Origin of the sequence: Sphingopyxis sp., from assembly GCF_035250425.1 — a bacterium.
Classification (GTDB): domain Bacteria; phylum Pseudomonadota; class Alphaproteobacteria; order Sphingomonadales; family Sphingomonadaceae; genus Sphingopyxis.
The window spans coordinates 48,599-70,041 of the sequence record NZ_DATFFD010000299.1 but is presented as its reverse complement, the minus strand read 5'-3'; the positions used below and the strand labels follow the sequence as shown (position 1 = coordinate 70,041).

The 21,443-nt window shown below is 65.2% G+C and carries 24 protein-coding genes; 7 read left to right on the top strand and 17 right to left on the bottom strand.

The window, feature by feature from the left end; all coding sequences use genetic code 11:
• The 5 genes from VJ811_RS18310 to VJ811_RS18290 form a co-directional block, all read right to left on the bottom strand.
• Positions 1-236, bottom strand: a 236-nt coding sequence (locus tag VJ811_RS18310) for a flagellar basal body protein (protein WP_324075038.1), incomplete at its 3' end; no start/stop codon positions are given.
• Between the two features lie 35 nt (positions 237-271).
• Positions 272-1,099, bottom strand: coding sequence for a flagellar hook basal-body protein (locus VJ811_RS18305; protein ID WP_310255930.1), 828 nt, complete (start codon positions 1,097-1,099; stop codon positions 272-274).
• A 28-nt stretch (positions 1,100-1,127) separates the two neighbouring features.
• Positions 1,128-1,430 (bottom strand): flagellar hook assembly protein FlgD, encoded by a 303-nt coding sequence (locus tag VJ811_RS18300; protein ID WP_324075034.1) that lies wholly within the window; start codon positions 1,428-1,430, stop codon positions 1,128-1,130.
• A gap of 1 nt (position 1,431) precedes the next feature.
• The gene (gene flgC / locus VJ811_RS18295; RefSeq protein ID WP_324075032.1) at positions 1,432-1,842 is read right to left on the bottom strand and encodes a flagellar basal body rod protein FlgC; all 411 of its coding nucleotides are present in this window, start codon (positions 1,840-1,842) and stop codon (positions 1,432-1,434) included.
• The gene (locus VJ811_RS18290; RefSeq protein ID WP_324075030.1) at positions 1,839-2,177 is read right to left on the bottom strand and encodes a flagellar basal body rod protein FlgB; all 339 of its coding nucleotides are present in this window, start codon (positions 2,175-2,177) and stop codon (positions 1,839-1,841) included. Before VJ811_RS18290 ends, flgC begins: the two co-directional genes overlap by 4 nt.
• A gap of 259 nt (positions 2,178-2,436) precedes the next feature.
• Between VJ811_RS18290 and VJ811_RS18285 the strand changes: the two genes are divergently transcribed.
• From VJ811_RS18285 to VJ811_RS18260, 6 genes are all read left to right on the top strand, one after another.
• Positions 2,437-2,958 carry a flagella basal body P-ring formation protein FlgA gene (locus tag VJ811_RS18285; protein ID WP_324075028.1) on the top strand — a complete coding sequence of 174 codons (522 nt, stop codon included), beginning with the start codon at positions 2,437-2,439 and terminating at the stop codon, positions 2,956-2,958.
• A gap of 169 nt (positions 2,959-3,127) precedes the next feature.
• Positions 3,128-3,424 (top strand): flagellar biosynthesis anti-sigma factor FlgM, encoded by a 297-nt coding sequence (locus VJ811_RS18280; protein ID WP_324075026.1) that lies wholly within the window; start codon positions 3,128-3,130, stop codon positions 3,422-3,424.
• 11 nt (positions 3,425-3,435) lie between these two features.
• Entirely contained in the window at positions 3,436-3,729 is a 294-nt protein-coding gene (locus VJ811_RS18275) for a hypothetical protein (protein ID WP_324075024.1), read from the top strand.
• Positions 3,730-3,809: 80 nt separating this feature from the next.
• Positions 3,810-4,649: a transglycosylase SLT domain-containing protein gene (locus VJ811_RS18270; protein WP_324075023.1), complete on the top strand. Its 840-nt coding sequence runs from the start codon at positions 3,810-3,812 to the stop codon at positions 4,647-4,649.
• Positions 4,646-6,769 carry a flagellar biosynthesis protein FlhA gene (gene flhA / locus VJ811_RS18265; RefSeq protein WP_324075021.1) on the top strand — a complete coding sequence of 708 codons (2,124 nt, stop codon included), beginning with the start codon at positions 4,646-4,648 and terminating at the stop codon, positions 6,767-6,769. Before VJ811_RS18270 ends, flhA begins: the two co-directional genes overlap by 4 nt.
• Positions 6,759-7,505, top strand: coding sequence for a FliA/WhiG family RNA polymerase sigma factor (locus VJ811_RS18260; RefSeq protein ID WP_324075019.1), 747 nt, complete (start codon positions 6,759-6,761; stop codon positions 7,503-7,505). The genes flhA and VJ811_RS18260 overlap by 11 nt, the downstream gene beginning before the upstream one ends.
• A 52-nt stretch (positions 7,506-7,557) precedes the next feature.
• Here VJ811_RS18260 and VJ811_RS18255 read toward each other — a convergent pair whose 3' ends face one another.
• From VJ811_RS18255 to VJ811_RS18200, 12 genes are all read right to left on the bottom strand, one after another.
• Positions 7,558-8,061, bottom strand: coding sequence for a MarR family winged helix-turn-helix transcriptional regulator (locus VJ811_RS18255; RefSeq protein WP_324075017.1), 504 nt, complete (start codon positions 8,059-8,061; stop codon positions 7,558-7,560).
• Positions 8,062-8,088: 27 nt separating this feature from the next.
• Positions 8,089-8,502, bottom strand: coding sequence for a hypothetical protein (locus VJ811_RS18250; protein ID WP_324075015.1), 414 nt, complete (start codon positions 8,500-8,502; stop codon positions 8,089-8,091).
• A 25-nt stretch (positions 8,503-8,527) separates the two neighbouring features.
• Positions 8,528-8,902 carry a hypothetical protein gene (locus VJ811_RS18245; RefSeq protein ID WP_324075013.1) on the bottom strand — a complete coding sequence of 125 codons (375 nt, stop codon included), beginning with the start codon at positions 8,900-8,902 and terminating at the stop codon, positions 8,528-8,530.
• Between the two features lie 58 nt (positions 8,903-8,960).
• Positions 8,961-9,440 carry a response regulator transcription factor gene (locus tag VJ811_RS18240; RefSeq protein WP_324075011.1) on the bottom strand — a complete coding sequence of 160 codons (480 nt, stop codon included), beginning with the start codon at positions 9,438-9,440 and terminating at the stop codon, positions 8,961-8,963.
• A gap of 130 nt (positions 9,441-9,570) precedes the next feature.
• Positions 9,571-10,278 carry a FadR/GntR family transcriptional regulator gene (locus VJ811_RS18235; RefSeq protein WP_324075009.1) on the bottom strand — a complete coding sequence of 236 codons (708 nt, stop codon included), beginning with the start codon at positions 10,276-10,278 and terminating at the stop codon, positions 9,571-9,573.
• A gap of 117 nt (positions 10,279-10,395) precedes the next feature.
• Positions 10,396-11,607 (bottom strand): D-mannonate dehydratase ManD, encoded by a 1,212-nt coding sequence (gene manD / locus VJ811_RS18230; RefSeq protein WP_324075007.1) that lies wholly within the window; start codon positions 11,605-11,607, stop codon positions 10,396-10,398.
• A gap of 144 nt (positions 11,608-11,751) precedes the next feature.
• Positions 11,752-13,344 (bottom strand): acyl-CoA dehydrogenase family protein, encoded by a 1,593-nt coding sequence (locus VJ811_RS18225; RefSeq protein ID WP_324075005.1) that lies wholly within the window; start codon positions 13,342-13,344, stop codon positions 11,752-11,754.
• Positions 13,345-13,346: 2 nt separating this feature from the next.
• Complete coding sequence (locus VJ811_RS18220; RefSeq protein WP_324075003.1) at positions 13,347-14,561, bottom strand: acetyl-CoA C-acetyltransferase; 1,215 nt, start codon at positions 14,559-14,561, stop codon at positions 13,347-13,349.
• An 18-nt stretch (positions 14,562-14,579) separates the two neighbouring features.
• Entirely contained in the window at positions 14,580-15,776 is a 1,197-nt protein-coding gene (locus VJ811_RS18215) for a CoA transferase (protein ID WP_324075001.1), read from the bottom strand.
• Positions 15,777-16,113: 337 nt separating this feature from the next.
• Positions 16,114-16,968 (bottom strand): SMP-30/gluconolactonase/LRE family protein, encoded by an 855-nt coding sequence (locus VJ811_RS18210; protein ID WP_324074999.1) that lies wholly within the window; start codon positions 16,966-16,968, stop codon positions 16,114-16,116.
• Between the two features lie 22 nt (positions 16,969-16,990).
• A complete protein-coding gene (locus VJ811_RS18205) occupies positions 16,991-18,787 on the bottom strand; it encodes an IlvD/Edd family dehydratase (RefSeq protein ID WP_324074997.1) in 1,797 nt (598 codons plus the stop codon).
• A gap of 11 nt (positions 18,788-18,798) precedes the next feature.
• Entirely contained in the window at positions 18,799-19,902 is a 1,104-nt protein-coding gene (locus VJ811_RS18200) for an aldose epimerase family protein (protein WP_324075040.1), read from the bottom strand.
• A 180-nt stretch (positions 19,903-20,082) separates the two neighbouring features.
• Between VJ811_RS18200 and VJ811_RS18195 the strand changes: the two genes are divergently transcribed.
• Positions 20,083-21,438, top strand: coding sequence for a sugar MFS transporter (locus VJ811_RS18195; protein WP_324074995.1), 1,356 nt, complete (start codon positions 20,083-20,085; stop codon positions 21,436-21,438).
• Positions 21,439-21,443: the final 5 nt, after the last annotated feature.

Sequence of the window (21,443 nt, the reverse complement as noted above, 5' to 3'; positions counted from 1 at the left end):
TCGAGGTCGCGCCCCGTCTGGGTGACGGTGCCCGCCTTCATGTCGGCGCCGAGCACTTCCTCGGACGACATGGCGCGCGCATCGAGCCCGTCGCCGTCGAGCCACAGCGACTGCGCGCTCGCCATGTCGGCGCGGAAGCCCGGCGTCTGGGCGTTTGCCAGATTGTTGGCGATTGCCGTCTGCCGGGACATGCTGCCCCGCATCGCGGCAAGGCTGGTGTAGATAAGGCGGTCCATCGATAGTCTCCCGGCAGGCGGCGGTCAGGGATACGTCAGCGCATGCCGATGATCGTCTGGGTCAGCTGCGACGCGCCCTCGATCGCCTTGGCATTCGCCTGGAAATTGCGCTGCGCAGCCATCAGCATCACCAGTTCCTCGGTGATATCGACGTTCGAGCGTTCGAGCGCGCCCGAGCGGACCGCGCCCATCGGGCCGTTGGTCGCGGCGTCGATCGTCGGCGGGCCGCTTTCGCCCGTCGACTGCCAGTGCGCGTCGCCCGTGGGGCGCAGACCCGACATCGTCGGGAAGGTCGCCATCGCGACCTTGCCGAGCTTCTGGTCTTCACCGTTCGCAAAGGTCGCGGTGACGAGGCCGTCAAGGCCTATCGTAACGTTGACGAGACCCGAGGTCGGATCGGTCGGCGCACCCGCGGGCAGACGCAGGTCGAAGGCGCCAGCGAGCGTGTTGTTCGTGACATTGCCGTTCGCGTCGATCGGCAGCAGCTGCAGCTTCGCGCCCGTCGAATCGATGACATAGCGGTCGGGGGTCGGTTCGAACGAGCCGTTGCGTGTATAGGAGATGGCCTCGCGCGGCGGTTCGCCCTTCACGATGAACATGCCTTCGCCGACGATCGCGAGGTCGAGCGTCTTTTCGCTCGCTTCGTACGATCCTTGCGTGAACTGCTGGGTGATGCCGTTGAGGCGCGTGCCCTGACCCGCGATCATCTTCGTCGACTGCGTCGGCGACGAGGCGAAGATATCGCCGAACTGCGCCTTGCTGCGCTTGAAGCCGACCGCGCCCGCGTTCGCGATATTGTTCGAGATGACCGACATGTCGGTCTGCGCGCCCTTGAGGCCCGAAAGCGAAGTATAGAATGACATGGACTGATCCTTCCTGAAAAATGGGAGCTTAAGTGGCGGGCGGCGTCGGCGCGGGCGCCGGTGTGGCCGCCTTGATGTCCTTGAGCAGCTGGGTCTGCGCTATGAGCTGCTCCGAAATCTGCTGAAGCGTAGTGTTGGTCTCGCTGATCCCGGCGAGGCTCGAAAATTGCGCCATCTGCGCGACCATCTGCTGGTTATCGACCGGGTTGAACGGATCCTGCTGCGACAGCTGCGCGGTCATCAGGCGCAGGAAATCGCTCTGCCCCATCTGCTGGCCGCCCTTGGGCTGGAGCACGACATTATTGGCGTTGGTGATGCTGTTGACGCTCATCTTACTGTCCCATCCTCAAGGTTTCGTTGATCAGGCCTTTCGCGGTTTCGAGGACCTGGACATTGTTCTGATACTGGCGCGCGGTCTCGACCATCTCGACCAGCTCGGCGGCGCTATCGACCGCGGCTTCCCACACGTTGCCGTCGGCATCGGCGAGCGGGTTCGACGGATCGTGCCGTTTCGACGGCGCCATTTTCGAGGTCGTGACCTGGTCGATCTGGACCGTCGCGCGGCCCTGTCCGTCCATCACGGTGCGGAACACCGGCTTCAGCGAGCGGAAGGCGCCCGCTTCGCTGCCCGCGACCGTTCCGGCATTGGCGAGGTTCGACGCGGTGGTGTTCAGCCGGACGAGCTGCGCCGACATCGCGCGGCCGCTGATGTCGAAGACCGAGAAATTGCCGTTCATCGTCATTCGCCCTTGATCGCGCGGGTCAGCGTGTTGATACGCCCGCTGAGGAACGACAGGCTCGAGCGATAGGCGAGCGCATTTTCGGCGTAGGCGGTCTGCTCGGTCGCCATTTCGACGGTATTGCCGTCGAGCGACGCCTGGACCGGGACGCGGTACGAAACCGCCCCCTCGGTCGAGCCGCCCTGCTGCGCCAGGTCGAGCGCCCTGGCGAAATCGAGGTCGCGCGCCTTGTAACCCGGCGTCGCGGCGTTCGCGATGTTCGACGCGAGCATCATCATGCGCTGGCTGCGCAGCTGCAGCGCGGTGGCGTGCAGACCAAAGAGTTTCTCGGATGCCATCATCAACTTCCTTTCGCCGGGATCCGGCCGGTTGGCACGGACGCGCGGAAAAACACCAAGGCATTATGCAATGGCCGTGCCAAGCGGAGTTTTTCTATATTTTTCCGTTGGTTAATGTGTCACCGTGATTGTGGTCCACTTGGCTCGTCAAAAATCTGACGACGACGCACACAGCCCCGCGAAATCGCGCATCAAACCGCGACTGGCACGCTTCCTGCAGTTTATCAGGCGACCATTTTGGACCGAAGGAGATGGAATCTTGTCCCGTAACATTCTCACGCGCCTCGCCGCATGCGCCGCCACCCTTTCACTCGCCGCCCCGATTGCGGCAGAGGCGCAGCAGGGCAATGAGGATTGGCAGACGATCGACGTGCTGACCGACATGGTCGCCAATGCCATGGGCCGCAACGCGACCCCGGTCGATCGCCGCATCAAGCTGGCGCGCTGCCCCGAACAGGCGTCGGTGACCGCAGTTGACGCCCAGACGCTCGCGGTCCGCTGCGCCTCGCTCGGCTGGCGCCTGCGCGTGCCGATGACCGCCCCTGCCGGTGGATCGCCGGTCGCGGCGAGCTTCGCGCGCCCCGCGGCAAGCGCACCCATCATCCGCCGCGGCGACAATGTCCGCGTGACGATCGAGACCGAAACCTATTCGATCAGCTATGCCGCCATAGCGACGCAGGACGGCCGCGTCGGCGAGACGATTGCCCTACGTGGAAACGACGCCAAATCGACGCTCAGCGCCACCGTCACCGGTCCGGGCCGCGCACGTCTCGACGACTGATTTCACTCTCGCTGACCCATGCAATGGCCCGGGCTGTCGGCTTTCCGACGGCGCCGGGCCTTTCTTTTGTCTTTTTCCGACCGGTCGCCTTAATCGCCGCATGCACCATCCGTTAAAGCCTTCGTGAACCGCGTCGTCACTTTTCTGACGGCACCGGATGGAGGCTTTTATGTCGGGTGACAGCAAGATCGGACCAGTCGGCGGCATCGGCCGTGCCGGCCCGCTGCGCAGGGTCGCCAGCGAAGCGGCGACCGCGATGCGCGCCCCGGCGCAGCTCCAGCCGGCGCAGGACAATCTGCCGACCGCACGGCTGACCCGCCTCGCGGGCAGTCTCGCGGACCAGGCGCCGCCGGTCGACATCGCGCGCGTCGCGGCGCTGCGCACCGCGATCGCGAATGACAGCTATGGCGTGCACCCCGCGATCATCGCGAGCGCAATGCTCGATTTCGGCGGCGGGGCCGAATGATGCTGGCGCAGATGGAAGAAATTGAATCGCGGCTTGAAACATTGGTCGGGGCGCTCGACGGGCATGACGCCGGCGCGATCATCGCGGCGACCGAAGAACTGGCAACGGCCGTGATCCTTTTTCGCGGCGCGAGCATCCCCGCGGGCAGCGAACATCGCGCCCGCGCGCTGATCGGCAAGACGCTCGGCCAGCTCGAAGCCGCCGCGATGCGCGTCAATATATTGAAGAACTGGACGCGTCAGCGGATTGACAAGAACCACGAAATCCGTGGCACCCGCCCGCGCGGAGCGGCTTTAAGCTACTGACAATCCGATAAATTCGAGCCATTTTCGCAAAATGGCACGATGATTGCTTTTGGTCTGCTGAACAAGCGGAACCAACAGCCATGAACGCAATCAACAATCCTCGGGGTTCGACCCGCATCGCCGCCCCCGTGATGGATGCGGTGCAGAATGCGTCGGCGCGATCGGGGATCGATTTCGATTATCTGTTCGACGTCGCTCGCGTCGAAAGCGGCTATGATCCGACCGCGAAGGCGCCGACTTCTTCGGCACGCGGCCTGTATCAGTTCACCAAGCAGACCTGGCTCGCGACGCTCGACCGCCATGGCGCGAACCATGGCCTCGCCTGGGCCGCCGATGCGATCGGCCGCGACGCGTCGGGCCGGCTGACGGTCGCCGATCCAGCACTCCGCCAGCAGATCCTCGACCTGCGCGACGACCCGACGGCCTCGTCGAATATGGCCGCCGCGCTGACCGGCGACAATCGCGACTATATCGAAAGCCGGATCGGCCGCAGCGCCGAGCCCGTCGACCTCTATCTCGCGCATTTCCTCGGGAGCGGCGGCGCCGCCAAATTTCTGACCGCGCTCGAAACCAACCCCGACCAGCCCGGCGCATCGATGATGCCCGAGGCCGCGGCCGCGAACCGGTCGGTCTTTTATGCCCCTGACGGCAGCATGCGTAGCCTCGCCGAGATCCGCGAACGCTTTCGCGTGAAGCTCGAAGACGGCGGCAAGATCGAAAATATGAAGCCCTTCGCCCCTTCGGGCTGGCACGCGCAAGCGAGCAGTTCGAGTGGCCTCGCGGGGACTGGCGGTGCCGAAGGGAATGGGCGCCCGCCCCTCCAGATGATGGATATCCAACCTATGCCCAAAAAGCTTTCGATGGGCTTTGCCGCCGAGGCTTATCGGCGGCTCGCGTCGCTTTCGGGAGGCGCAGCATGACCGGCGGTTTCAACCTCGCCAACATCGGCCGCATCGCCGGAGTATCGGCGCTGCCCGCGGGGATGCTGATCCTCGTCGGGCTGATGGTGATCCCGGTCTCGCCGCTGATCCTCGACATCAGCTTTGTCGCGAACATCATGATCAGCCTGCTCGTCCTGATGGTCGCGCTGCAGGCATCGAAACCGCTCGACTTTTCCGCCTTCCCGACCGTGTTGCTGCTCGCGACCCTGTTCCGGCTCGCGCTCAACGTCGCCTCAACGCGCGTCGTGCTCGTCCACGGCCACGAAGGCACCGCGTCGGCCGGTCATGTCATCGAGGCTTTCGGCCAGGTGCTGATCGGCGGCGACTATGTCGTCGGCCTGTTCGTCTTTTTCGTCCTGATGATCATCAACCTGATCGTGATCACCAAGGGCGCCGGCCGCGTGTCCGAAGTGTCGGCGCGCTTCACGCTCGACGCCTTGCCGGGCAAGCAGATGGCGATCGACGCCGATCTCAACGCCGGGCTGCTCAGCCCCGAAGAAGCCAAGGCGCGCCGTGTCGAAGTTGCGACCGAGGCCGATTTCTACGGCTCGATGGACGGTGCGTCGAAATTCGTGAAGGGCGATGCGGTCGCCGGCCTCCTCATCCTGTTCGTCAATATCGTCGGCGGGTTGATCCTCGGCATCTTCAGCCATGGGCTGAGCTTTTCCGAAGCCGGCAGCACCTATGTCACGCTGGCGATCGGCGACGCGCTCGTCGCGCAGATCCCGGCGCTGCTGCTCTCGATCGCCGCCGCGGCGATCGTCACCCGTGTCGCCTCGCCCTTCGACCTCAGCGGCCAGATCGGCAGGCAGTTCGCCTCGCCCGCGATCTGGATGGCGGTCGGCGGCATTCTCTTCATCCTGGGCATCGTTCCCGCGATGCCGCAGATGCTGATCCTGCCCGCCGCCGCGCTGTCCTTCGGTATCGGCTGGCAGCTGCGCCGCAGCGCCGCCGCGGTCGCCGACCTGCCCGAACCCGCCGCCCCTGCGCCCGACCCGTCGCTTATCGAATGGGCCGACGTCAGCGACGCGAGCGCATGCCAGCTCGAGATCGGCTATGCGCTCGTCACCCTCGTCGACGAACGCAAGGGCTCGCCGCTGATGACGCGCATCACGGGCATCCGCCGCCAATTGTCGAAGGAACTCGGCTTCGTCGTGCCGCCGGTCAAGGTCAGCGACGATCTGTCGCTGCCCGGCAATTTCTATCGCATCTCGGTCGCCGGGGTAATCGTCGGCGAGGACGAGGTCTTCCCCAACGAAATGCTCGCGCTCGATTCGGGCGACCTCGTGACCAAGGTCATCGGCCGCCCATGCAAGGATCCGACCTTTGGCCTCGACGCATTGTGGATTCCGAAAGCGATGCAGAATGACGCGATCGCTGCGGGCTATACCGTCGTCGATCCGGCGACCGTCGTCGCGACGCACCTCAACAACAGCATCGTAGGCGCCGCCGCCGAACTGTTCGGCATCGACGATGCGCAGGCGCTGATCGACAATCTCAAGACCCATTATCCGCAGCTCGCGCAGAATCTGAGCCCACAGGGCTATTCGCTGCCGCGCGTCGCGAGCCTCTGCAAATCCTTGCTCGTCGAGCGCGTGCCGCTGCGCGATTTCCGCAAGATAGCCGAAGCGATGGTGGCGCTGTCGCCGCAGCAGCTCGGCGAAATCGACCTGATCGAAGCGGTGCGCCAGCGCATCGGCGCGCTGATCGTCCAGACGATCGTGCCGAGCCGGATGCCGCTGCCCGTCGTCACCTTCAGCCCGGAGGTCGAGGTCCTGCTCAACCAGGCGGTGCGCGCCAATCCCGCCGCCGAATGGCCGTTCGAGCATGGCATGGCGATGACGATCATCGAACAGGTCGGCCAGGCGGTCGAACCGCTGCTGCTGCAGACGCGCAGCTTCGCGCTCGTCGCCTCGCCGATCTGTCGCTCCGCGCTCTCGCGCCTCGTGCGCGCCACTTTTCCCGACGTCGCCGTCATCTCCTACCTCGAGATTCCGGCGACCAAGCAGACCGAAATCGTCGCGACGATCGGCGCCGAAGTGCCCCGCCTCGCGTCCGGGCCAGAGGCCCACATGGAGGACCAACCACATGAGAATTGAGCCCGCCGAGCAATTTGCCGGGTCCATCGGCCGCGCGCCACGCGCGCGGGGCTATGGCGAAAGCGTCGAGGCGCTGGTCGAGGAATATTCGCCGCTGGTCCGCAAGATCGCCTGGCAGGTGTTTTCGCGCGTGTCGCGGACGAGCGAGCTCGACGACCTGATCCAGACCGGGCTGATCGCGCTGATCGAGGCGAGCCGCAATTATGAAGAGCGCGGTTTCGCCTTTGCCACCTATGCCACGACGCGCATCCGCGGCGCGATGATCGACCAGCTGCGCCGCGAGGCCGATGTCGGTCGCTCGGCGATGGTCGCGGCGAAGCGAATTCACGCGATGCGCGCCGCACTCGAACAGCAATTGATGCGCGCGCCCACCACTGCCGAAATGGCAGTCGCGTTCGACATGTCGGCCGAGGACTATTTCGCGCTCGAACGCAACGCAACGCACGGCCGGTCGACCTCGCTCGACGAGCTCAGCGATATCGGCGCCTTCCTAGCGGCCGACGACGATACGGGCGCCGCCGAGCGGTGCGAACAGGAGGATCTGATGGGGGCGCTGCGCCAGTGCGTCGGCCGCCTGTCGCACCGCGAACAGATGGTGCTCCAGCTCTATTTCTTCGAAGAGCTCAACCTGCACGAAATCGGCCTGACGCTCGACGTCAGCGCCGCGCGCATCTGCCAGATCAAGCGCGAGGCGATGATCAAGGTCGATCGCATGATGAAGGACATGACCGAATAGGAGATACCGGGTGCGGAGCGCGCGACCAGTCGGCCCGCACCCGGTCGGGGGGCTAGGCTGCCAGCGTTTGCCCGTCCTGCCAAGCAGTGCCGATTTTTTCGAAATAGGTGGCCATGCGCTCGGTTCCGGTATCGGTCAGCCGGACGATCGTGCGGCGCCGGTCGCGCTCGTCGATCGAGCGGTGCAACAACCCGAGCCGTTCGAGTGCAGCAATCATGCGCAGCCCCGACGACAGCGGAACGCCCGCGCCGGTCGCAAGATCGCTGGCACTGAGCACGCGGCCGTGCGCGCCCGCGAGCATGAGGTCGAGCATCATGTCCCAGGTCGGGCCCGACATTTCGGCGGTGCCGAAATGGCTGCGGCGGATGCGCCGGATCTGGATGCTGAACGACAATTGGTCGAGCAGCCCCGCGTTCGGCGAGGTGTCGCGGCGCGCGGTATCGATGCCGCGTACGGACGCGTCCGGCGATTCCTCGCCGCGACTCGCCAGCAGTTCGTGAATCTGGTCGACCCGCGATTTCAGCTCGGCAATTTCTTGGTTCGAAAATTGCTGCATGTGACGATGCCCCTGGGGAGCCACATATCAGGCCGTAACGTTTTCCCGCCGGCTGGACGACCGCGATGCATAGATGATCAGCAACAGGATCGGGTACGATATATAGACTGAGAGGAGCGAATAGGGCCGCGCCAATATCTCCGAGAACATATACTTCTGGATATGCCCGAAAATGGCGATCAGCTGCCATCCGGTAATCCAGTAGGGCCAAAAACTCTGCGTGCGCATGGCAATGAACCAGAAGCTCAGCAGAACCAGCATGTCGATGACGAAGATATTCAGTTCGATATCGGTCCAGGTCGGAAAGGGCGCCAAGGCACTGGTGAGGACCGAGGCGATCAATGCTGTATAGGCGGCCCAGCGTTCCAGTGGTCCGCCGCGTCGGATCGCGACGGCCACCGTGATGAGCAAGACAACATAATAGATCGCCACGGACCACATTGTGGCTGTCAACCTTTCTTGCGGTTCAACCGGCCTTCGCGAACGTCGTCGCGCCGGCGCCCGAGCGATCGTTGCTGCCTTCGTCGACCAGCTTCGCTTCGGCCGGCTTCACGCCCGCGCCGAACATCCGCGTGCCGAGGCCGACTTCCTTTTGCGTCACGGTCAGCGCCAGATGCGCATCGGTCAGGAGCTGGCGGACTTCGCCCGCCGCGGCGAGCGCATGCGCGACCTTTGCCATCGCGTCCTGGCCGACGATCGCCGACATGTTGGTTTCGCGGCGCGCGGTGGGCAGCGTCGCGGCAAGCTGGGCGATACGGATCATCGCTTCGTCGATGGCGTCTTCGGCCAAGTGCAGGTCGGAAGCGATCTTCTTCGCCGCAGAAACTCGTTGATTCAGCATTTTCTTTTTCCTTGAAAAAGAATGCTACCGGTTCCCCCCCGCAGCATTCGTTCGAACATCAGGTCAGAATATGACCAAGTCCGACAAGGATCGAATAGAGGGCGGAGAAAGCCAATATTGTCGCTACTGCGATCAGGATTGGCCAGATTATCCTTTCCATCAACCCATGCCGGTTGGCCGGCTGGGACGCGGTAGGAAATGGCGAACCAATATCGAAAAATCGCCGAAACGAACTGCGCCCCGCATCCGCATCGGGGGGCGGAGATAGGTCGCCAAGGTCGATCAATTGATATGTCAAAGGCTGATAAGGGGTAACATGATCGAAGACACCGTTAATCGCAAGGATCCGAGCAGCCTCTATCCTATTTGAAACATTGAGTTTCTTTAGCACGCGGCGCACACGCTCGTCGACGGTGTGCGGCGAAACGTTCATCAGGCGCGCGATCTGCTTGGAATTTTTGTGCTCGTAAACGTGCCGCAACGTTTCGATCTGCGCGGCAGACAGCAGGCTTATGTAATTGTCGGGGTCGCCTTGCACGGGGGTTGGAATAGAGCATCACGAGTCGAAATCAAGGTCCGTAGATAGCTAATTTCCTGCGCGGCCCGTTCTGGGGCACGGGTTTGGCACCGGCCGCAATGATCAATAGCGCGCAGACCGGTCGGGGCGGCTATCGACTCTCCTTGAGCGTCCGATAGCGCAGGATCGATTTTTCGATATGCCGTCGCGCGGCGCGGCGCGCGGCGACCGGATCGCCCGCCTCGATCGCGACGAAGATCGCTTCATGGTCGCGGTTGATCGTATGCGCATAGCGTTGATGCCGGACCGGATCGTCACCTTGCAGGTACAGTCGCCGCGACGGGACGAGCCGCACGCCGAGAAACTGGGTGAAGCGCAAAAAATAGGGGTTGCCCGTCGCGCGCGCGATCGCGGCGTGAAAGGCGGCGTCGGCAGCGACCGATGCGTCGACGTCGCTGCTTTCCTCCATCGCGTCGAGCGCGCGGCGCAGCGCCACCAGATCGGCGCCGGTGCGCCGCCGCGCAGCGAGATCGGCCATCTCGGCCTCGAACCCCATGCGCATTTCAAGCAGCTTGAGCACATCGTCGATCTCGCCGATCTCCTCGGCGGTCACCTGAAAGGCGCGATATTGCGCGCCGTCGGGGACATAAGCTCCCGAACCACGCCGCGAGACAAGCAGGCCACGCGCAGCGAGGCGCGAATAAGCTTCGCGTACGACGGTGCGGCTGACGCCGAACGTCTCGGTGATCTCTTTTTCCGTCGGGAAGCGCGATCCAACGGGCATTTCACCCGTTTCGATCTGTTCCTCGAAGCGCTGGACCAGATCGTCCGCCAGCGACGCCGCCTTGGTTACCGCCATCGATGCTGCATTATCATCGCGCCACGAAACGGGCTAGGGCCGGGAATCGGGGCGCTGGGCGGCTCGGCCGCCTCCAGCGCGCGGCCATGGATGCGAGGGCGATCAGCGATCCCCGCATCACCAACTCCACATCGTTCCGTCCTCGAGCCGGTTCACCGGCAGATAGGCGCGGGCATAGGGAAAGGTTTCGGCGAGCGCCTCGTCGATATCAACGCCGAGGCCCGGCGCGTCGCCCGGATGGAGCATGCCGTCCGCAAAGCGATAGGCGTGCGGGAAGACCGCGTCGGTCTCGACGGTGTGGCGCATATATTCCTGGATCCCGAAATTGGGGATCGAAAGCCCAAGATGCAGCGCCGCCGCCATCGTCACCGGCGACAGGTCGGTCGCGCCGTGGCAACCGGTGCGAATCTGGTGGAGATCGGCGAACGAGGCGATCTGCCGCATATGCGTAATGCCGCCCGCGTGGAGTACGGTGGCGCGGATATAGTCGATCAGCCGGTTCTCGATCAGCGCCTTGCAGTCCCAGATCGAGCTGAAGATTTCGCCAACCGCGAGCGGGGTCGTCGTGTGCTGGCGGATCAGGCGGAACGCCTCCTGATCCTCGGCCGGGGTCGCGTCCTCGATCCAGAAGGGTCGATAGGGCTCAAGATCCTTGCCAAGCCGCGCGGCCTCGATCGGAGTCAGGCGGTGGTGGACGTCGTGGAGCAGATGGACGTCCCAGCCGAGCGCCTCGCGCGACGCCGCGAACAGGTCGGGGACGATTCGCATATATTTCGCGGTCGACCAGATATTCTCGCTCGGCAGATCGCTGTCCGCGGGCTCGTAGAAATAGCGATCTTTGCTGACGCCATAGGTCGACGCCATTCCGGGCACGCCGCATTGCAGGCGGATCGCCTTATACCCCTGCCGCTGATAATCGCGCGCCGCCTCGATCGTGTCGTCGATCGTCGTGCCATTGGCATGGCCATAGACCATGCAGCCCTCGCGCGCGGCGCCGCCGAGCAGCTGATAGACTGGCAGTCCCGCGATCTTGCCCTTGATGTCCCACAGCGCCATGTCGACCGCAGCGATCGCCGCCATCGTCACCGGGCCGCTCCGCCAGTACGCGCCCTTGTAGAGATATTGCCAGATATCCTCGATCCGATGCGCTTCCCGCCCGATCAGGCAGGGGACGACATGTTCCGACAGATAAGCCGCGACCGCGAGCTCGCGGCCGTTGAGCGTCGCATCGCCGACGCCGGTGGTGCCGTCGTCGCACTCGATCTTCAGCGTCGTGAAATTGCGGCCCGGCGAGGTGAGTATCACGCGGGCTGACACGATCTTCGGCATTGCATCCCCTCTGGTCATATGGGCTAGTTGTGTGACAACCCTATCGACACTCGATCCAAAAGGAAAGGGAGGCGCTACCGGTATCAAGACGAAAAGCCCGCACGCTCATAGGAGAGGAGCGGCGCGTCAGTCCCTGCTCTGACGCTAGTTGCGCCCGCCGACCAGCCCGCGCGCGATCACCTGCGCCTGAATCTCGGCCGCGCCCTCGAAGATATTCAGGATGCGCGCGTCGCACAAAACACGGCTGATTTCATATTCGAGCGCATAGCCGTTGCCGCCGTGGATCTGCAGGCTGGCGTCAGCGTTCGACCAGGCGGCGCGCGCCGCGAGCAGCTTCGCCATCCCCGCCTCGATGTCGCAGCGCTTGCCGCTATCCTTTGCGCGCGCGGCGGCATAGCTCAGCTCGCGTGCGGCGACGAAATCGACGAGGCTCATCGCGAGCTTGTCGGCGACGCGCGGGAAGTGGACGATCGCCTTGCCGAACTGCTTGCGGTTCAGCGCATAGCTCAACCCGAGTTCGAGCGCGCGCCGCGCCACCCCGACCGCGCGCGCGGCGGTCTGGATCCGCGCGCCTTCGAAGGTGCGCATCAGCTGTTTGAACCCCTGCCCCTCTTCGCCGCCGAGGAGCGCGCCGGCGGGCGCCGTCATCGCATCGAACTGCAACGCATATTCGCGCATCCCGCGATAGCCGAGCACCTCGATCTCGCTGCCGCTCATGCCGGCGGCGGGAAAGGGATTGGCCTCGCTGCCGCGCGGCTTGGGGACGAGCAGCATCGACAGGCCGGCATAGCCCTTGGCGTCGGGCACGGTGCGCGCGAGCAGCGTCATCAGGTCCGAGCGCGCGGCGTGGGTGATCCAGGCCTTCGCACCGTCGATCACCCAATGATCGCCGTCGCGGCGCGCGCGCGTCTGGAGCGAGCCGAGGTCCGATCCGACATCGGGCTCGGTGAACACCGCGGTCGGCAGTATCTCGCCGCTCGCGATCCGCGGCAGCCATTCGGCTTTTTGCGCGTCGGTGCCGCCCGTCGCGATCAGCTCGCCCGCGATCTCGGACCGCGTGCCGAGCGAACCCGCGCCGATCCAGCCGCGCGACAATTCCTCGGTGACGATGCACATCACCAGCTTCGACAGGCCGAGCCCGCCAAATTCTTCGGGAATGCAGACGCCGAAGGTGCCGAGATCGGCCATCGCCTGCACGGTGTCGTCGGGGATCAGCGCGTTCGCGAGGTGCCAGCCATGCGCGTGCGGAACGATCTCGGCATCGGTGAAGCGGCGAAACTGGTCGCGGATTGAATCGAGATCGGCGTCGTGCAACGTCTCGCTCGGCCAGTTGCCGTCGGCGAGCGCCATCGCGACTTCGGCGCGCATCGCGGCATGGTCAGCGTTGAGCAGATCGGCGCAGGCATCGGCGAGCATCCGCGCAGCCGCTCCCAGCCCAAGATCGGACGGGCGGAAAATCTCATTCTGCCCCATCGGCAGTCCGCCGACGAGCTGACCGATCCCCTCGGCGAAGGCGAGCGTGGCGACTTTCGCATCGAGCGGGTTCGTATCCTGGCCGGACTCGCACCACGCCAGCACCGCCTCCAGCGCCGCGACCGTCGTCGCGACCCACGCAAAGCCATGCGCCGCGCGCTGCTCGCGGTCGATCGGCGCCTGCGCCAGCCGTTCGGCGAGCGCCGCCTCGGTCGCGGCGCGATAGACCTGCGCCGCCGCCAGCGCCTTCCGCAAATTGGTCATGTTCAGGCGGCGCGCTCGAAGATCGCGGCGATGCCCTGCCCGCCGCCGATACACATCGTCTCGAGCCCGTAGCGGCCGTCACGGCGGACGAGCTCGCGCGTCAGGTTCGCAAGGATGCGCCCGCCCGTCGCGCCGATCGGGTGGCCGAGCGAGATGCCCGAGCCGTTGACGTTGAGAATCTCGTTCCGGCCGTCGTCCGCCGACCAGCCCCAGCCCTTCAGCACCGCGAGCACCTGCGGCGCGAAGGCTTCGTTGAGTTCGACAAGGTCGATGTCGCCCCAGCCGAGCCCATTGCGCGCAAACAGCCGCTCGACCGCGGGCACCGGCCCGATACCCATCCGGCTGGGGTCGCAGCCCGCCGCCGCCGAGCTGTGATACCAGGCGATCGGCTCCAACCCGAGTTCGCCGAGCTTGTCTTCGGCGACGACAAGGCAGGCCGCCGCGGCGTCATTCTGCTGGCTTGCATTGCCCGCGGTGACGACGCCGCCCTCGAGCGGGCGCAGCTTGCCGAGCGTCTCGAGCGTCGCGTCAGCGCGGTAACCCTCGTCATGCGCGAAGACGACCGGATCACCCTTCTTTTGCGGCACCGACACCGACACCAGCTCGTCGTCGAACAGCCCATTCGCCCAGGCGGCGGCGGCGCGCTGGTGGCTGCGCACCGCATAGGCGTCGCACGCCTCGCGGCTGATGTCATAATCCTTCGCCAGATTTTCGGCGGTCTCGATCATGCCCGAAATGACGCCGAAGCGCTCGACCGGCTGCGACATGATCCGCCCGCGCGTCAGCCGGTCGTGGAGGGTGAGATTGCCCGCGCGCACGCCTTTGCGGATATCGGTCGAATAATGTTCGACGTTCGACATCGATTCGACGCCGCCCGCAACGACGACATCGGACATGCCCGTCTGGACCATCATCGCGGCGTTGATCACCGCCTGCAGCCCCGAACCGCAGCGGCGGTCGAGCTGGTATCCCGGCACTTCGAGCGGCAGTCCGGCGGCGAGCCACGACCAGTGGCCGATGCTGGGCGCCTCGCCATTTCCGTAACCTTGCGAAAAGACGACGTCGTCGACGCGCGCAGGATCGATCTTCGCCCGCTCGACCAGCGCCTTCAGGATCACCGCGCCCAATTCGCCCGCAGTCATCGAGGACAGGCTGCCCCCGAACTTGCCGACGGCGGTGCGGATCGGGGCGACGATGGCGGCGCGGCGCAGGGTCATGTCTTCATTTCTCCATGGTCAGTCGATACCGACGATACCGGCATCGATCAGCCGGGCAAGCTCACCTGATGAAAGCGAGAGGCGCTCGCTCAAGATTTCCTCGCTATGCTGACCGTTGCGCGGTGCGGCACGCGGCGGCTGGCGTTCCTGCTGCGGCAATGTCGCAAAGGCGCCCGCCGCGGGATAAGCGAAACCGCTAGGATTGTCTGCCTGCCCGAAGATCGGATTGTCGCCGACCAACGCCGGATCCTGCACCGCGTCGTGCATCGTGCGATAGGGCGAATGGACGATGCCCCCGGCGTCGAAGGCGGCGGCGAGATCGGCATGCGACCGCGCGCCGATCGCGCGCTCGAACAGCGGATAGAGCGCGTCGCGATGCGTGAAACGCAGCCCGTCATCGGTCGCGAACGACACGCCGCGCGCCGCCTCGATCGCCGCGATCGCTTCGGCGAGACCCAACGCGGCGATCAGATTGGCCCATTGGCGCGGCGTGACGACGACGATCATCGTTCGCTGGCCGTCGGCCGTGACAAAATCGCGCCCGAACAGGCCGTAAACCGCGTTGCCGAGCCGCGGGCGGTTCGCACCCGTATAAAGCACTTCGGCGACGCCGCCGAGATTGGCGACGGTGCCGATCGCGACGTCGGAGAGCGGCAGGCGCACCTCGCCGCCTTCGCCGGTCACGGCGCGGCGCTGGATCGCCGCGAGCAGCGCAAAGGCGGCATAGGCGCCCGTCAGCAAATCCCACGCCGGCAGCACATGATTGACCGGATCGGGACCGGCACCCGTCAGCATCGGATAACCGACGCTGTTGTTCACCGTATAGTCGAGCGCGGGCGCCCCATCGGCCCACCCCATTACGCGTATGGTGACGAGGTCGGGGCGCCCTTCGGCCAGCTTTTCATGCGACAGGAAGCCGCCGGCCGGAAAATTGGTGACCAACTGCCCCGTCGCGCGCACCAGCGCCTGCAGCAACTCGCGCCCCTCGGGCCGGCCGAGATCGAGCGCGACCGACTTTTTGGCGCGGTTCAGATTTTCCCAATAGAGCGAGTCATTGGCGTCGGTCACCGGCCAGCGACGAAAGTCGGGGCCGCCGCCGATCTGGTCGACGCGGATCACCTCGGCGCCCATTTGCGCGCAGTAAAGCCCGGCGGTCGGAGAGGCGACAAAGGACGAAGCTTCGATCACCGACAGGCCGGCCAGCAGGTCGTACATCCGGCGCCAATCTCCCCGAGAGCATCCCGCGAACCCCGGCTCTAAAAACCATGGGAAGCCATCTGGCACACCCGAAGGGTTTCGAACCCCTGGCCTCTGCCTTCGGAGGGGGTATTAACATCGTTGCGCCAGTCAACGCTATAGCAAGTTGGCGCAACCCTGTTACGCCCCGATTTTTCCCGGCCGCACCGTCGCGCTTACGCGAATTGACGGTCAGAATGATCCGGCAAAAGCGACATCATCCGCCCCATCGCACGGACCGGTTGCCGCCACGGCCAAATCATCCATCCCGAACGGACCATCGTCTCGAATAACGGCCGTTCAGGACGGGACCGTATCAACCGCCATAAATTCCTGGCTTGGCCCCCGAAACCCCGGCTTCGAGCTCGAACAGGGCGCCGTCCTGATCCGACGGCGGCAGACCGGTCGCGGCGGAGGTCACGAACAAGCGGTCGAGCGCTTCGCCCGCAAAGCAGATGCTGGTGACGCGCCGGGCCGGCAGAGCGATCGCGCGATCCAGCCGGCCATCGGGCGAAAAGCGGCTGATGCGTCCCCCGTCCCAGTGGGCGACCCACAGATAGCCTTCGCTGTCGGTCGTCATGCCGTCGGGATAGCCATCCTCCTCCGCAAAAAGGATAAACGGCTGCTTGCCGCCGATACCCGCTTCGGAAAGTTCGAAGCGATAGATCGTCCGCCGCGCGGTATCGGAATGATAGAACCAGCGGCCGCACGGCGAAAATGCGGGGCCGTTGGGGACCAGATAGCCGCTGTCCATGACCTGCCACCCCCCGTCCGGCGCCAGGCGGTAGAGCGAACCGCACGCATCGCGTTCGGCCATGTCCATCGTGCCGCACCAGATCGCGCCGTGGCGGTCGGCTTTGCCGTCGTTCATGCGGTTTCCGGGCAAATGCGGTTCGGGGTCGGCGATCGGCCGAACCGCCAGCGGATCGAGCGAAATCCGGGCAAAGCCGCCCTGAAATCCGCCGATCAGCCCGCCGGTAGCGTCCTCCACGACCCAGCCGAGCGGTTCGGGCATATCCCACCGTTCGATCGCGCCGTCGGCGAGCGAAAGCCGGCTCAGCGCCGGCGCGAGAATATCGACCCAATAGACCGCATTGTCGCGCACGCTCCACAGCGCGCCTTCGCCAAGGCTGTCGCGGATGCCGCGATCGATCATCCGCCAGTGGACCATCGTTTCCTCGCCCGCTTCGGCGTCAGTGATTGTCGCGCGGCAGGCCCATCGTCTGGGCGATGCGCTGGTATTTTTCCGCGCCTTCGAGGATCGCGCCGCTGCTCATCTGCCCGACGACGCTGCGCTGCATCTCCTGCCAAGGGGTCTGCGAGGCCGGATAGGCATAGCCGCCCCTCGCCTGCAACGCCGCGCGCCGCGCCGCGACTTCTTCGTCCGAGACGAGCAGGTCGACGGTTCGCCGGCGCAGGTCGATCCGCACCCGGTCGCCCGTTTCGATCAGCGCGAGCCCGCCCATCGCCGCCGCCTCGGGACTCGCGTTGAGGATCGACGGGCTGCCGCTGGTGCCCGACTGGCGACCGTCGCCGATGCACGGCAGCGCCGAAACGCCCTCGGTGATCAGATAGGCGGGCGGGCGCATGTTCACGACCTCGGCGGCGCCGGGATAGCCGATCGGGCCGGCGCCGCGCATGAACATCAGCGTCCGGTCGGTGATGCCGAGCGAGGGATCGTCGATGCGCGCATGATAATCCTCGGGCCCGTCGAACACGACCGCCGGCCCCTCGAACGCATCCGGATCGTCGGGGTTCGACAGATAGCGGTCGCGGAACTCGTCGGAAATGACGCTGGTCTTCATGATCGCGGCGTCGAACAGATTGCCCGACAGCACCAGGAACCCGGCTTCGTCCATGATCGGCTGCGCAAAGGGCCGGATCACGCGCTCGTCCTCGATCGCGGCGTCCCGGCAATTGTCGCCGATGGTGCGGCCGTTGACCGTCATCGCGCCCTCGCGGATCAGCCCTTGTCCGATAAGCTGCGCGACGACCGCTGGGACGCCGCCGGCGCGATAATAATCCTCGCCCAGATATTCGCCCGCCGGCTGAAGATTGACGAGCAGCGGCACATCATGCCCGATCGTCTCCCAGTCCCTGAGCGGCAGGTCGACGCCGATGTGCCGTGCGATCGCCGCCAGATGGATCGGCGCATTGGTCGAGCCGCCGATCGCCGAATTGACCGCGATGGCGTTGTGAAAGGCGTCGAGCGTCAAAATATCGGAGGGCTTCAGATCCTCGTGGACCATTTCGACGATCCGCTTGCCAGTGCGCCAGGCGCATTCCTGGCGGTCGCGATAGGGCGCGGGGATCGCGGCCGAACCGGGCAGCATCATGCCCAGCGCTTCGGCGAGGCTGTTCATCGTCGTCGCGGTGCCCATGGTGTTGCAATAGCCGGTCGAGGGCGCCGAGGAGGCGACCAGCCGGATGAAATCCTCGTCGCCGATCTCGCCCGCCGCCAGCATCTGCCGCGCCTTCCACACGATCGTCCCCGACCCGGTGCGTTCGCCCTTGTGCCAGCCGTTGAGCATCGGCCCGACCGACAGCGCGATCGCGGGGATGTTCACCGTCGCCGCCGCCATCAGGCACGCCGGGGTCGTCTTGTCGCACCCCGTGGTCAGCACCACGCCGTCGATGGGATAGCCATAGAGCGCCTCGACGAGCCCCAGATAGGCGAGGTTGCGGTCGAGCCCCGCGGTCGGGCGCTTGCCCGTTTCCTGGATCGGATGGACCGGAAATTCGAGCGCGATGCCGCCCGCTTCGCGAATGCCCTCGCGAATACGCTCGGCGAGCACGAGATGGTGGCGGTTGCAGGGCGACAGGTCGCTGCCCGTCTGCGCGATGCCGATGATCGGCTTGCCCGACCGCAATTCCTCGAGGCTGAGGCCGAAATTGAGGTAGCGCTCCAGATAGAGCGACGTCATGTCGATATTGTCGGGATTGTCGAACCAGGCGCGGCTGCGCAGCTTGGGCATAGTCTTTCCGTTCATGTTGATGTTGGTCAGCGCGCGGTGGACAGGCGATAGATCATGACATGCCGGTACGGCTTGCCCGGATCGACGCGCGCCGGCACGAAATCAGGATGGTTCGGCGCGTCGGGGAATTTCTGCGGCTCGAGCGCGATCCCGTCGCCCATGCGATAAAGATGCCCCGCCTTTCCGACGAGCGTGCCGTCGAGGAAATTGCCGGCGTAGAACTGGACGCCCGGCTCGGTCGTCAGCACCTCCAGCACGCGGCCCGACTGGGGATCCTCCAACCGGGCGGCCAGCTTCGGCTTGGCGGTCAGGCCCGCGTCGAGCGCGAAATTATGGTCATAGCCGCGGCCATATACGATCTGCTGGTCGGTGCCGTCGCGCAGGCCGTCGGCGATGCGCCGCGGCGCGCGGAAATCGAAAACCGTGCCCGCGACCGGGCGCAGCTCGCCCGTCGGGATCAGCTTCGCATCGACCGGCGTATAATGGCCCGCGGGAATCGTGAGGAGGTGATCCATCGCGCCCTGCGGCGCGCCTTCGCCCGCCAAGTTGAAGATCGCATGGTTGGTCATGTTCACGATCGTCGGCTTGTCGGTCCGCGCCTCGAAGGCGATGCCGAGATTTCCCGCCTCGTCGAGCGAATAGGTGACGGTCGCCGACAGCGTCCCCGGATAGCCGGCATCGCCGTCGGGGCTCCTATGCCCCAGAACGACCTCCGCTTTTGGCCCGGACTTCACCGAGACGACGGTCCATGCGGCCTTGTCGAAGCCCTTCCCGCCGCCATGAAGGCTGTTGTCGCCGTCATTCTGCGGCAATTGATAGGATTTGCCGTCGAGCGTGAACTTGCCGCCGCCGATCCGGTTGGCATAGCGGCCGACGGTGACCCCGAAATAATTGGGATGGTCGACATAGTCCGACAGGCGATCGTAACCCAGCACGACATCGGCGATCCGGCCCTCGCGGTCGGGTCCGAACAGTTTCTGCAACGTGGCGCCATAGCTCAGGATCACGGCGGAGACGCCGTTGTTCGCCTTGAGCGTGATCGCCTCCACCACGGTGCCGTCGGCGAGTGTTCCCGCCGGAGCCCGTGTCGCTTCGGCGGCCAACGCCCCGGAAACGGGGATTGAAACCATCGCGATCGCCGCTCCCGTGGCCAGTGCCTTTTTCCGAATCCGCATCCCCGATTGCTCCCGACATGGTTTGAACAACGCCGCCCCATTGACGGAATGGCTTTGCGCATATACTCCGACAAATAGAAAAAGCGCAAGCCGGTTCGTCATGGCACGCACCGCGCCACGACCGAGAGGACAGATATGCCCGCACCCATCCCTTCATCCGGCTCATCGGCCGATGGTTCGCACAGCGCCGACATCCGGTACGGCCCGGCGCTGGCATTGCTAGCCAGCCTCTTCTTCATGTGGGGCTTCATCACCGTCATCAACAATACCTTGCTGCCGCATCTGCGCAGCGTGTTCGAGCTCGATTATACGCAGACGACGCTGATCGAGTCGGTGTGGTTCATCGCCTATGCCGTCGCCTCCATGCCCTCGGCCTTTTTGATCGAGCGCGTCGGCTATAAAAGGGCGATCATCATCGGGCTGTTGATCATGGCGGCCGGTGCGCTGGGCATGGTCCCGGCGGCGCGCATCCCCTCCTATGAGATCACCTTGCTCGCGCTGTTCGTGATCGCGTGCGGCATCGCGCTCCTGCAGGTGGCGGCCAATCCCTATGTCGCGGTGATCGGGCCGCCCGAATCGTCGGAATCGCGCCTCACGCTGGTGCAGGCCTTCAATTCGATGGGCACCTTCTTTGCGCCCTATTTCGGCGGCTACCTCATCCTCAGCCGAACGACCGGTGGCAATTCGCTCGAGGGCGCGCAGCTCACCGCGGCGGAGCGGCTGGCCGACGCGCAGGCGACGCAGCTGCCCTATATCATGGTCGCGGTGGTGCTGGTCGTCATCGCCCTGGTCTTCTGGCGCGCAAAGCTGCCCGCCCTCGGGGCGGCAACCCGCCGCGCCCACGCCTCCGAGCGCACGACCATCCCGCTGTGGAAAGTCTGGGCACACCCGATCTACAAGCATCGCAATCTGGCCTTCGGCATCCCTGCGATCTTCATCTATCTGATCGCCGAAATCGGCGTGGCGAACCTCTTCATCAATTTCGCCATCCTGCCCGAGATCGCGGGCATCACCCCCGCCAAGGCCGCCCACTATCTGATGCTGCTGTGGGGCGGAATGATGGTCGGCCGCTTTGCCGGAGCCTTCATCATGCGCGCCTTTCCCGCCAACAAGGTGCTCGCCGTCTATGCGTCGGCCGCCCTTCTGGTGATGATCGGGGCCGCCACCCTGCATGGGCCGGTCGCGATGTGGTGCCTGATCCTCGTCGGATTGTGCCATTCCATCATGTTCCCGGCGATCTTCGCAATGGGGATCAAGGGTCTCGGTCCGCTGACCGAGGAAGGATCGGGCCTTCTGATCATGGCAATCGCCGGCGGTGCGCTCGTCGTCGTACAGGGTTGGCTGGCCGACACCGTCGGCCTGCAGAACAGCTTCTGGCTCACCGCAGCATGCGAGCTTTATGTGCTCTTCTATGCGCTGTGGGGCAGCAAGCCGACGCAGGCTCTGCCCGAGCCGGCGCTGGAGGCGGACGCCTCGCACGCGCGCGCCTGAACGGC